The sequence below is a fragment of the Marinilabiliales bacterium genome (assembly GCA_007695015.1).
In the GTDB taxonomy this organism is placed as follows: Bacteria; Bacteroidota; Bacteroidia; order Bacteroidales; family PUMT01; genus PXAP01.
In genome coordinates this window covers 145,998-158,646 of the sequence record REEN01000063.1, presented here as the reverse complement: position 1 = coordinate 158,646, position 12,649 = coordinate 145,998, and the positions used below count along the sequence as shown (strand labels likewise).

The 12,649-nt window shown below is 53.3% G+C and carries 7 protein-coding genes; 2 read left to right on the top strand and 5 right to left on the bottom strand.

What is annotated here, in order from left to right; genetic code table 11:
• Positions 1-2,850, top strand: a 2,850-nt coding sequence (locus tag EA408_08785) for a hypothetical protein (GenBank protein TVR71724.1), incomplete at its 5' end; no start/stop codon positions are given.
• Positions 2,851-2,979: 129 nt separating this feature from the next.
• Here EA408_08785 and EA408_08780 read toward each other — a convergent pair.
• Together EA408_08780 and EA408_08775 are read right to left on the bottom strand one after the other, a co-directional pair.
• On the bottom strand, positions 2,980-4,413 hold the full coding sequence (locus EA408_08780) for a glycosyltransferase (GenBank protein TVR71723.1): 1,434 nt from the start codon (positions 4,411-4,413) through the stop codon (positions 2,980-2,982).
• 161 nt (positions 4,414-4,574) lie between these two features.
• The gene (locus tag EA408_08775) at positions 4,575-6,125 is read right to left on the bottom strand and encodes a glycine--tRNA ligase (protein ID TVR71733.1); all 1,551 of its coding nucleotides are present in this window, start codon (positions 6,123-6,125) and stop codon (positions 4,575-4,577) included.
• 212 nt (positions 6,126-6,337) lie between these two features.
• Here EA408_08775 and EA408_08770 point away from each other — a divergent pair, with 212 nt between their 5' ends.
• Entirely contained in the window at positions 6,338-7,783 is a 1,446-nt protein-coding gene (locus tag EA408_08770; GenBank protein TVR71722.1) for a lipopolysaccharide biosynthesis protein, read from the top strand.
• Between the two features lie 121 nt (positions 7,784-7,904).
• On the opposite strand, the gene EA408_08765 is transcribed toward EA408_08770, so the two are convergent.
• The 3 genes from EA408_08765 to dusB all read right to left on the bottom strand — a co-directional run bounded on the left by EA408_08765 (position 7,905) and on the right by dusB (position 12,644).
• Positions 7,905-9,056 (bottom strand): glycosyltransferase WbuB, encoded by a 1,152-nt coding sequence (locus EA408_08765; GenBank protein TVR71721.1) that lies wholly within the window; start codon positions 9,054-9,056, stop codon positions 7,905-7,907.
• Positions 9,057-9,076: 20 nt separating this feature from the next.
• On the bottom strand, positions 9,077-11,431 hold the full coding sequence (locus EA408_08760) for a S9 family peptidase (GenBank protein ID TVR71720.1): 2,355 nt from the start codon (positions 11,429-11,431) through the stop codon (positions 9,077-9,079).
• 226 nt (positions 11,432-11,657) lie between these two features.
• Complete coding sequence (dusB, locus tag EA408_08755) at positions 11,658-12,644, bottom strand: tRNA dihydrouridine synthase DusB (protein ID TVR71732.1); 987 nt, start codon at positions 12,642-12,644, stop codon at positions 11,658-11,660.
• Positions 12,645-12,649 lie beyond the last annotated feature (5 nt).

The following is a 12,649-nucleotide window of genomic DNA, read 5'->3' as shown; positions in this document are numbered from 1 at the left end:
CATACTAACGAGGTCCAGACTGTAACATACCACTTCAAGGCACTCATAAGAGACGACCGCAGCGGAAACAACTTCGGGTATTGCGATACCGGAGGAGATACCTCCATTACGGTATCTGTCAATCCGACGCCAAGGCTCGAGGTATTCATTGCCGACACAATCGTGTGCGATTCATCAACAGTCTCTATCGATGTAACCGACCTGTTGGGCGATGTGGAAGGAGAAAAGGTTTACCAGCTTACCACATCATTCACGGGAACAGTGGAAGGGGTCCGCGCAACAGGCGAGTATGAGGCGGGAACGGACTTCTCCGACTTCCTGGTTAACCATACCAGCGAAGTACAGGTTGTTACCTATCACTTCAAGGCAATGATAAGGGACGACCGGACCGGAAACAATTTCGGGTATTGTGACCAGGGCGGGGATACCACAATATACGTTTATGTCAACCCGACACCTTTGATCTCCGTCACGCTCGAAGAGACCGTGTATTGTGACCTGAGTGAGATCGTGTTTGAGATCGAAGACCTCAACGGGGCGGTTATTGGCGATAAGATTTACACGCTTACAACAACATACCAAACAGGCATGGTGGCGGGTGTGCCTGCTGACGGCGACTACGACAGGGTTGACCTTGTTCACGACCTGCAGAACCTGACCAACGAGGTGCAGGTAATTCATTACAATTTCAAGGCCAGGATAAGGGATTATCGCGGACCGGGCAGCGGTTACTGCAGCGAGGGCGGTGAGTTTAACTTTACCATTTATCTCAATCCCACGCCAATAGTTACGTCGTCGCTCCTGAACGACAGGGATACAATATGTACAGGCTCGTTCGCAGACTTTTTCCTTACCTCTCCGACCACGGTTACTGACGGTGTGATCACATTCAACTATGTAACCACGGCAACAGGAGATCCGGGTGATGTTACCGGGTTTACCCCGTCAGGGAACAACCTTGCACAGGGAGCAAATATTCTTCAGAACCTGGAGAACCATACAAAAAGGACCCAGTATGTAACATATACGGTAACTCCCGTGGCTCTTTCAACCGGATGTGCACCAGGGATTCCGACCGATGTGGTTATCAGGGTGAACCCGATACCTATTGACACTCTCTTTATCAGCCAGGATGTTGAATGTTTCGGATCGTTTACTGGCGAGCTTACTGTTGTGCCCGCGACAGGTTCGGGGCCATTTGAGATAAGATGGACGGGGCCCGACGGATTTACATCCGACCAGGAGGTAATAGGACATATTGCTTTCGGCCGCTATGACGTGACCGTAACAGATGCGAATAACTGTGTGGCTGAGGGGTCATTAAGACTTTCCAACCCCGATCCTATTGCAGTGAACTTTGCCCGTGACAATGTTTCATGCTATGGAGGATCTGACGGGCGATTAAGGATAACAACTGTACGCGAGGGTGGCGGGCCTCCATACTCATTCGAATGGGTGGGACCGGAAGGTTTTGTTTTCGAAGATAACACAACTCAGAACCAGAGCAACCTGATAGCAGGACAGTACAGTGTGACAATAACCGACGGAAAGGGTTGTGAATACAATTCGCTCGACGGTTATGACCCACTGAACACTCTGCTGGTCGGCGAACCGGATCCGATATCAATTGAAGTCGATGTTACCGATGCCACCTGCGACATTAACGATGATGGTAGTGCAATAACAACAGTTACCGGGGGAACGGCTCCATATACCTACTACTGGGAGGCTCCTGAAGGATATGAACTGCCGGACAATACAGCAGCCGATATCTCTCATATGAGAGGAGGAACATATACACTGTGGGTCACTGATGCTAAGGATTGTGTTGAAAGTATAACGATTGAGGTCGGTGCGCTGCCGCCCTTTGAGGTAACTGCTTTTGTCAGGACAAACTATCATGGTTATGGCGTCTCCTGTTACGGATCATCAGATGCCACGGTTGAACTTGAAATTATCGGTGAATATCCGCCGTTCAACTTCCAGTGGTCAAACGGATCTACAGAACAGAACCTTGTAGATGTGCCGGCAGGTGAATACTATGTGCATGTTCTCGATGATGTTGGCTGCCCGTCAGAAGCAACCGTGGTCGTTACCGAACCGGAGGAGATAGTGCTAAGCGCTTATGTGGATGATGTAAGCTGTTACGGGTTCAGTGATGGACTTATCTCACTGGATGTTAGGGGCGGAACCGGTGAACTATACTTTAACTGGGAGGACGGACAGGCATCTCCTGTGGCAACCGGACTTCCTGCCGGGTCTCACTTCCTCAGGATAACTGACGTCAATAATTGTATTCTTGATACCACTATCAGGGTATATCAACCTGAGAGGCTCATAACCGATCCCGAGGTGAACCTGCCATTCTGCGATGAAATTGAAGACGGCTCTATCGAGCTTAATGTTAGCGGAGGTACATTCCCCTACATCTATTCATGGTCAAGCGGACATACTACCGAGAATATATATAATATAGGAGAGGGTGTCTATTATGTTACCATAGAAGACTTCAACAACTGCATCCTCCTGGATACAATACTGGTGGATGTGGCCCACGAACTTTGCATCAGGATACCCAATGCGTTCACTCCAAATGATGACGGATTTAACGATTACTGGGTAATCGGTTCAACGGTGGCCGGAAGACTTGGAGAGCTATATCCCAATGCTGTAGTGGAGGTTTACAACCGGATGGGTGAACTGGTGTACCGCTCCCGGGTGGGTTATCCCGATCCCTGGGATGGCACAAGCAACAACGGGCAGATACTGCCGATGGATTCCTACTTCTACATTATATACAGGGACATAGGTAAGCCTCCTATCCAGGGACACGTTACAATTATCAGGTAAATGAGATACATACACACCATCATCCGTCTTATTAAGGGTGGCCATATATATATGGTCTGATTCAAAGGGTATGCTGTCAATCTGGTCAACTGCCGGAAAATAGGAAATAGCACAGGATAACGTGAACAGTCAGGAAGTGGATGTGATAAGCCGGGCAAGCCGGCCGGTGAGGTTTTTCCTGGTGTATTCAACCTGCCTGCCGTTGCCGGCTGTCAGGCTGCCCTCTTTTTTAAATCTTTCAACCAGTTCGTTCATATAGCTGTAAAGCCCCTCCTCATCTTCCCTGGTGAAGCTTTTGCCGGCATCGCATTCGGCGATGATCGCCGCGGCATCGCTGCCGGCCGAATCGACAGCAATAACAGGCCTGCCTGCTGCCAGGTACTCGAACAGCTTGCCCGATGAGCCGCTGTAAGACTGGATGTCGGGAAACATGTAGAGCAGGGCTGTACTGCTTTTGAGGAGAGAGACGAGCTCTTCGTGGCTGAGATACCCCAGGTACTCGTAATTACCGGCAAGCCCGCTCTCCTTTATCTCCTTTTCTGTGCCGGCGGCAACACTTCCTGCGATCTGCAGCCTGAACCTGATGCCGGGATGCTGCCCGATAAGCTTCGAAAAGGCCCTGAAGAAAACCTTCGGGCGGTACTGCCCGGAGATGGTCCCCGAATAGGTTATGGTAAAATCTGCGGGCGGGGCGGGAGAACCAGCCGGGGTGTCCGGATCGGGCGAAACGGCCTTGGTGTCCGGATCGGGCCGGGTACCCGGAGCAACCGCGGAGCCAGTGGTGCCAGAGGCAACCGGATCGGGCCGGGTAACCGAGGTGGCAGGTGCAGCCGGCTCCTTGAAGTCCTCCTCATCGTACCCGTTGGTGATGACCTCTATACTGCCTGCATCCAGGCGCCCTGTCTTGCTGCCCAGCAGCCGCGCCGTCGAGCTGTTCACGGCTATCACCCTGTCGGCCTCTTCCAGCACCTTCCTCTCGAGCCGGCGGTCAATACTGTTTGCCAGTGGTGTATGCAGAAGCCTCTTATAATAATATATGTCGGTCCACGGATCCCTGAAGTCGGCTATCCACCGTACTCCCGTCTTCTGTTTCAGCTTCCTGCCCACCAGGTGGGTGGAGTGGGGCGGGCCGGTGGTGATGACGGTCTCTATACCATGCAGGGAGATCAGTTCGGCGGACTTTTTCAGGGCATACCGGTTCCAGCCTTTGCGGGCGTCAGGAATGAAGAAGTTGCCGCGTATGAACCGCAGGATGGTCTGCAGGGGACTGCCGGCATCGTCAATATTTGCGAATCCGCCGTAAGGCATCTTATCTTTTCCGAAAAGGCGGGCCACGACACGCAACACTTCGAATGACCTTGTCTTAAAAACCTTCAGTTGCCCGGGAACATCCTTTTCGAGGCTGGGGTCAGGCTGGGGGTAGGAGGCATAATCCTTATCGACGGTAATTACGAAGGGTTCTATGCCGTACTGAGGCAGGTACCTGGAGAACTTGAGCCAGCGCTGAACTCCTGCTCCGCCGCTGGGAGGCCAGTAATAGGTTATTATCAGGACCTTTTTCATAATGCTCTGTTGCCGGAGGCGGATAATGGTTTAACAACGGCAGCCATCTGCTGTACTTACTGCAACGTTTTCTTCCCCGTAAGGGAAACGGTCATGATCCTTTGCTGCTGCCCGGGAAACCTTAATAACAGTGTGCCGGTTAACGCAAAACCAGGGCCCGGTCAAATCGCCCTGAGCAGCTTCTTCATGTTTACCTTCTCTCCTATTATCTCGCGCAGCGCCTTTACCGGCACCCTCTCCTGCTCCATCGTGTCGCGGTGCCTTATGGTTACGGTCTCGTCCTCCTTCGTCTGGTGGTCGACGGTGATGCAGAAGGGTGTGCCGATGGCATCCTGCCTCCTGTAACGGCGGCCAATCGAATCTTTCTCCTCGTACTGGCAGGCGAAATCGAACCTTAGTTCATCGCGTATCGCGGCCGATATTTCAGCAAGTCCGTCCTTCTTTACCAGCGGGAATATTGCCAGCTTGACCGGCGCCAGGGCGGGCGGAAGCCTCAGTACCACGCGCTCGTCTTCTGTGCCGTTCTCCTTTTTGATCTTCTCCTCTGCCCAGGCGGCGGCAATAACCGTCAGGAACATCCTGTCAAGCCCGATCGAGGTTTCAACCACGTATGGCACGTAGCTCTTGTTCAGCTCGTTGTCGAAATACTGCAGCTTGCGGCCGCAGAACTTCTGGTGCTGCGACAGGTCATAGTCGGTGCGCGAATGTATCCCCTCAACCTCCTTGAACCCGAACGGGAATTCAAATTCTATATCGGTGGCAGCCTTGGCATAGTGGGCCAGCTTGTCGTGGTCGTGAAAACGCAGCTTGCCGGGGTCGAAGCCCAGCGCCTTGTGCCACCTCATCCGCTTCTCCTTCCAGTGCTCGTACCACTCCTGCTCATCGCCGGGGCGGATAAAATACTGCATCTCCATCTGCTCGAACTCGCGCATGCGGAAGATGAACTGCCTTGCAACGATCTCGTTCCTGAAGGCCTTCCCTACCTGGGCAATGCCGAAGGGGAGCTTCATGCGGCCGGACTTCTGCACGTTCATGAAGTTGACAAAGATACCCTGTGCTGTCTCGGGGCGCAGGTAAATCTTGCTGGCGTCTTCGCTTACCGAGCCCAGCTTCGTGTCGAACATCAGGTTGAACTGCCTTACGTCGGTCCAGTTGCGCGACCCCGAAACGGGATCGGCTATCTCGCAGTCGATGATGATCTGCCTTATCTCTGCCAGGTCGTCCCGCTCTGATGCATCGACATAACGTTTTTTTATGGAGGCTATCTTCCCTGCCGTGTCAAGTACCCGCTGGTTGGTCTGGCGGAACATCCTTTCGTCAAAACTATCGCCGAAACGTTTGGCCGCCTTGTTTACCTCCTTGCCGATCTTCTCTTCGAGCTTCTCGATGTGCTCTTCGATAAGCACGTCGGCCCTGTAGCGCTTCTTGGAATCCTTGTTGTCGATCAGCGGGTCGTTGAAAGCATCGACGTGACCCGAAGCTTTCCATACTTCGGGGTGCATGAAAATAGCCGAATCGATGCCGACTATCTCGTCATTGAGCAGCACCATCGCGTCCCACCAGTATTTCCTGATGTTATTCTTGAGTTCTGCACCGTACTGCCCGTAGTCGTATACCGCGCTGAGGCCGTCATAGATCTCCGACGACTGGAAAATGTAGCCGTACTCCTTGCAATGGGCCGTGAGTTTCTTAAAGAGGTCTTCCTGTTTCATAATCAGATGTTTCTGTAAAGCTTCCGCCGCCGGGCGGGTGTGCTGCAGGTTGCCCGGCAGTTTGAACAATCCGACAAAAATAAGGGAAAATGTTTAGTTATAAGGCCCGGCCATGGTTTTTTTGAAGTGATATCCCTTTCGGGGAAGGGTACGGCTGCTGCAGGTGCTTTTTTTTGTTACTTTTGCTTAAACCATATATCGACTCCGGCAGGATGATAAACCTGAGAGAACATTTCAAGCTTTCGGCCATATATACATTTTTTGCCGCTTTCCCCGCCCTGCTGCAGCTTGTGGTTTACCCGGTGATCGAGGGCGAGGCCCGGCTCGGTCCGGTCGACTTCGGATACCTTGCCATTACAGAGGCTATCATAACCATTGTATTTATAGTCTGCACCTTCGGAATGGGCAGCGGGATAACCAGGTTCTATTACGATCACAAGGATGACCCCGCCGGGTACAAGAACCTGGTGTCGGGCATACTCACCGGCATACTGGGGAGGGGACTGCTTCTACTGGGAGTGGTGCTGGTGCTGGCTCCGCATATCGGTCAGCTTTTCCCGCAGGAGGCGCTGCAGGATTTCGGCAGGTACGGGCCCGCACTGGTTATCTCGGGCCTCAACAGGTCAATAATAACAACCCTTCTCGCCCTCTACAGGAATGAAAAGAAGGTTCAGGCCTTTGCTGCAGTCAGCTTCTTTTCTGGCATCTTCAGGTCGGGCTTCCAGCTGGCCGGGGTCTTCCTGCTTGAACTTTCATTCATTGGTTACGTGCATGGGACGGCGGCAGGAGGGTCGGTAATTGCCCTGATCCTGGTAGTCTATACCTATAGCAGATGCGGACTTCGTTATAACAGGTCTCTTATGGGCGAACTGCGTCGCTTTACAGGCCCCCTCTTCATGACCGAACTGATTTTTTGGGGACTTCTTTTCGCCGACAGGTTCTTTCTGCTAAAGGATCCTGAATCACTGGGCATCTACGATAATGCGATGAAGTTTGCAATTGGCCTCCAGATGATAATCCAGGGGCTCTCAAGCGCCGTCCAGCCTGAGATTTTCAGGTACCTCAAGGAGGGGGCAGACAAACGAAAAGAGGAGATAAGATCCCTCACCGGCATATTCATGGCTGAAGCCACCGGTATCATTGCCGTAAGCATAATCCCTGTCATGGTCTTCATCTCAGTATTCTATGAAACAGGGCTGACCATGTCGGCGGGACTGGTAACCGTGGTGTTCGTGAGGTTCATCCTGAGGGCGCAATACCAGGTGTTCGCCTGGCCGCTGCTCTTCAAAAAGAAGTCCGCCATTTTCTTCTACCTCAACAGCTCCGTGCTGGCGATCAACCTGGGCATCAACTGGCTGATTACACCAAAGATCGGCTATTACGGCGCCATCATTGCTTTTTTGACAGCCTACATCATTCAGATCATTGCCTTGCAGATATTGCAGCGAAGGCATGCCCCGTCGGCGTACGACAATACCAAAGTCTTTTCGTTCCCCCTGTCTGTTGTGGTGCTCGCTATAGCTCTTGAGATCCTGAAAGTTGCTTTTTCCCTGGAGCCTTTTGTTACCTCATCGCTACTGGTCATTTATGTGGCGGCGGGCATGACAAGGGTTTACCGGGAGGATATAGTTTCTATACTGCGGCCGAAGAGGGGCTGACCCTCACCGCCGGGGAAGGGCCTGATAACTGCCGGTAGAGGTTGGCGGACAGGGCTTGCCGGTGAAACCCCTTATATCTGCATGCATTGCTGCGCACAGGTCCTGCCGGTGACGGGCCTGGTTATTTTTCGTACAGCGAAACGAGGACGCCGGCATCGGCCTCCCAGTTATACTTCTGCTCAACCCACTTTCTGGCGGGAAGAACTGTTACCCTCTTTTCGTAGAGCGCCACCAGTTTGTCTGCCAGGTCTGTGGCCGAACCCGACCTGAAGATTATACCCGACTGTGTTTCTGTTATGATCCTTTCCAAAGGGAGGCAGTCACTTGCAATAACCGGTTTGTTGGCATACATGTACTGAAAAAGTTTATGCGGGATCGTACTGTCTGTGTGACCGGTTTTAAGGTGCGGGATCAGTGCGGCATCTGCCTCTGCCAGGTAGCCGGCTACCTCTTCAAGGGTAAGTTGCCCGGTAAACTCAACACGGGTGCCAAGGTTTTTTTTGCCTGCAAGATCCTTCAGTGGCTCCAGGTATTTTCCCGATCCTGCTATCCGGAGGCGGATACCGGGGATCCTGTCGCCGACAAGCGAAAGCGCCTCTATTACCGTGTGCAGCCCCCTGTGATAAGTAATGCCCCCTGCATAATACAATGTATAATGATCAGGGTCGGGACCCTTGTCGGGCAGCTGAAAGCTGTCCCTGTTCAGGGTATTGCTTACAACCGCAATACCTTCCCTGTCTTGCCCTTCAGCGGCCAGCCTATCCCTGGCTTCCTCCACTACTACGATAATTGCATCTGCATGGCGCAAGATGCTCCTTTCATACCGCTCCCAAAGGAAGACCGGTGAAAGCAGCCGTCCGGCAACTGTCCTGGTATGGGCCGACACCTTCAGCAGGGCCGGCCAGTTTTCATGAAGGTCAACCACCAGCTTCAGGCCATACCGGTATTTCAGTATCTTCCCCACCTTTGCAAGTGGCAGGTCATGTATGTGCAGGGCCTCTATACCATTATCGCTGATTATCTTATCGAGGAACCGCTCCCAGAAGCTGAAGTAGAACGGGAAGGTCAGCGCGGCAACACTTGCCTTGTACAGCAGGGTTGACAGCGGGATCCGTTGAATGATGATACCCCTGAAATTATCCCTTTGCGGCCGGTCCTTTCTGGTATAACAAGCCAGGTGCACCTCGTGGCCGGCGTTGACAAGTGCAAGAGCCTCATTCTCCACCCTTACATCAGGCGGAAACTCGTGGTCCAGCACCATCAGTATTTTCATATCTCTGTCCCTTTCATATTTTACAGCTCTTTGAACAACCTGAGAATTCTCCTGTACTCGTCAACCCAGCTGCTGGTTTCAGTAAAGGCATGCCGCTCTACGGGGTAAACCGCCAGTTCCCAGTTCTCCTTGCCCAGCTCGATAAGTCGCTGTGTGAGCCTTACAATGTCCTGGAAGTGCACGTTATCGTCAACCATCCCGTGGCACATCAGCAGCGCCCCTTCGAGTCCCTCTGCGAAGTATATGGGCGAGCTGCGAACATAGGCCAGGCTGTCGCACACCGGGGTGTTCAGTATGTTGGAGGTGTACCCGTGGCTGTAATGCGCCCAGTCGGTTACCGACCGCAGCGCCGCACCGGCCGCGAAAACATCGGGGTGGTTGAACATCGCCATGAGGGTTATGAACCCTCCGTAAGATCCACCGTAAATACCGATCCTGCCGGGATCGATGCCGTACTCCTCGACCAGGAAACGGGCTCCGTCAACATTGTCTGACAGGTCCTTGCCTCCCATGTGCCTGTAAATACCAGTGCGCCAGTCCCTGCCATAACCTGCGCTGGCCCTGAAATCGGTGTCAAGCACCGTGAACCCCAGGTCAACGAGCAGATTGTGGAACATATACTCCCTGTGGTAGCTGCTCCACCACTTGTGCGCATTCTGAAGGTATCCTGCCCCGTGCACGAAGATTACCGCCGGTCCGCCCGGCTCAGGGTTTTCGGGCCTGTACAGCCTGGCCCATACCTCTTCGCCGTCTTCCGCCGTAAAGGTTATAAGCTCAGGCACCCTCCAGTCGTATGCCATGAACTCCGGGGTTAGGGATTCGGTAACCTGCTCCATCGCAGCATCAGGCCGGTTATCCATTATATAAAGTTCCCAGGGTTTGTTGTAGTAGGAATAACGTATTGCAAGCGTCTTCTCATCGGGAGAGAGGGTCACATCGTGCCTCCCCTCTGTCGTAGTGATCTGTGTGCGGCGACCTCCGCCGAAAGGCATCCTGTAAAAATGACGCTCACCGGGATGAACCTCATTGGAGGTGAAGTACCAGTAATCCTTATCTTTCGATAACTGCGGGTTGTACACCTCAAACCTGCCGGAGGTCAGGGCCCTTTTCCTGCCTGTAGTGACATCAAGGGTGTAGAGATGCGAATAGCCCGAATCCTCGCTCTGGAACCATATCGTTTTGTTGTCGGGCAGCCAGCCCATGCCCGACCGGCCCCACACATTGATGCCGGGCCCGGCTATCCATGCCTCGTCCCTCTGCCTGTCGAGCGGACTCAGTGTTCCCGTTTCCGGATCGAGAAGCATGATCCAGCGGTCCTTGTTGTCCCTTGCCCTGATATTGACAACGGCACGGCTGCCATCGGGCGACCATAAAAGGGCCGTAATGGAGACCTCCCTGTCGGCTTTCAGCTCCTCATCCTCAAAACCGTATTCCCTCATATAGGCTGGCACATCTCTCAGCCCGGGTATGTTACCGGTGCCTACATCATATTTTTCCCCTTTTTCCGTGTCGTAAATACCCATGGAGACTGGCATCTGTGGGGCGCCCACCTTTGGCCTTACCATCGTCTCTTCGGTATAGCCCGACATGGTAACGTAGTCGGGCATCATGGTCTGCCGCGCATCGGCGCTTACGGAATACATATAAGTTATGAACCGGCCGCGTGGACATAAGCGGATATCCCTTACGGCAGCATTTCCGGTATATATTGCAAGCGGCCTGTCGGGCTGCTCCCTCTCTCGCTGCTCCCTGCGTAACTCCTCAAGTTCCTTTCTCTCACGAAGGACCTCGAAAAGTCCGGTCTGCTGACTCTCCAGCCACCGGTCCTGTTCACTTTCCGGGGAATCAGAGGGTTCCCGGCCCCGGCGAAAATCGGTCAGTTGGCGGATTGTGCCTTTTTCCAGGTCGTACAGAAAAAGGTTATTGCCTGATATATAGGTTATCCCCTTTTCGTTGCCGGTAAAAGCAGGTGAGGAGGCCGGCTGCAGTGTTTCGGTCAGCTGCCTGGTTTGTGAGGAATTGAGGTCGGTTATGAAAAGGTCGCCGTTCCTGGTATATACTTTTTTTGTCCGCTCCTCATTATAAACAGCCTGCCGGGGAGCAAGCTGCCTCCTTTGAGCCGGTGTGGCCCTGTTCACCTGGCCCGTTCCCGTATCATATATATACAGCGAATCGGAGGGGTTGTTTTCGGGGTTCCACCAGAAATAAACAAGCCTGCTGTCGTCACACCAGCTTATGGATGAGGGCTGGTGCCCGGTGAACTCCTCACCTTTCATTATATCTTCCAGTGAGAGCGTGGAGGATTGCGCCCACAGTGATCCCGGCAGGAGTGAAAGGCATATTGCCATCAGGATGGAAAGAGCTCTTTTTGTCATGTCGTAAATGCAGTTGGTTTGTTAACAGCGCGCAAAATACAAAAAAATGTTCACAGAAAGGCCGGGGAAAATTGGCATCACGGCGGCGATGGGCAGCACGGTAGTGTGCCGGGGGCGATGGGCAGCATGGGGGTGTGCCGGCGGCGTGTGTGAACCCGGCAACCCCGGCTGGCGGGCCTTACAATGAAGCTGTTTCCCGGGGAGCGCCCGGGCAGGCCTGTGGCTTCTATTGCTTTATTTCCCTGAACTGCCCGGGTATTCTATCAATGATGGAGAGGATCTCCTCCGGGTCGAGCGATGTCAGGAGCTTCAGCCTGGTATCCCTGAAGTGTGCCAGGCTTTTGAAGTACGCCACAAAATGCCTTCTCATCTGCAGTATTCCCACCTTCTCCCCTTTCCATTCGAGCGATTTGAGGAAATGCTCGCGTGCGATATTGGACTTCTCCTGCAGGGTTGGCGGCGGCAACAGCTCACCCGTATCCAGGTAGTGCCTTATCTCCCTGAATATCCAGGGCCGGCCCACAGTGGCTCTTCCTATCATGATGCCGTCAACCCCGTACCTGTCGAACATCTCTGCGGCTTTTTCAGGAGAATCGATGTCGCCGTTCCCTATCACCGGGATCTTCATTCTCGAATTGTTCCTGACCGCCCCGATCAGGGTCCAGTCCGCCACCCCCCTGTACATCTGCGACCGCGTGCGGCCATGTATGGTGATGGCCTTTATCCCCTGGTCCTGCAAACGCTCGGCAACCTCGACTATGGGCTTGCTGTTCTCATCCCACCCGAGCCGGGTCTTGACGGTCACGGGAAGGGTGGTGCATCTGACAATCTCGCCGGTCATGCTGATCATAAGGGGGATATTGCGAAACATTCCCGAGCCGGCGCCCCTGTTGGATATCTTCCTTACCGGGCATCCGAAATTTATGTCCAGAAGATCGGGAGCGGACTTTTCAGCCAAACGTGCGCCGGCAACCATGGAGTCTGTTATGTGGCCGTAAAGCTGGATGCCCATGGGCCTCTCATAATCGAATATGTCAAGTTTCCTCAGGCTCTTCCTGCCATCCCGTATAAGTCCGTCGCTCGATATGAATTCAGTGTACATCATATCTGCCCCGAATTTCTTGCACATAAACCTGAAAGACGGATCGGTAATGTCTTCCATCGGCGCGAGGAACAGGGGCCTCTCTCTGAGCTCTATGTTATCGATCTTCACCGGGA

Coding starts and splice junctions, on each gene's coding strand:
- EA408_08760 (TVR71720.1), bottom strand. CDS start 11,431: ATGACAAAAAGAGCTCTTTCCATCCTGATGGCAATATGCCTTTCACTC.
- EA408_08775 (TVR71733.1), bottom strand. CDS start 6,125: ATGAAACAGGAAGACCTCTTTAAGAAACTCACGGCCCATTGCAAGGAG.
- EA408_08770 (TVR71722.1), top strand. CDS start 6,338: ATGATAAACCTGAGAGAACATTTCAAGCTTTCGGCCATATATACATTT.
- EA408_08780 (TVR71723.1), bottom strand. CDS start 4,413: ATGAAAAAGGTCCTGATAATAACCTATTACTGGCCTCCCAGCGGCGGA.
- EA408_08765 (TVR71721.1), bottom strand. CDS start 9,056: ATGAAAATACTGATGGTGCTGGACCACGAGTTTCCGCCTGATGTAAGG.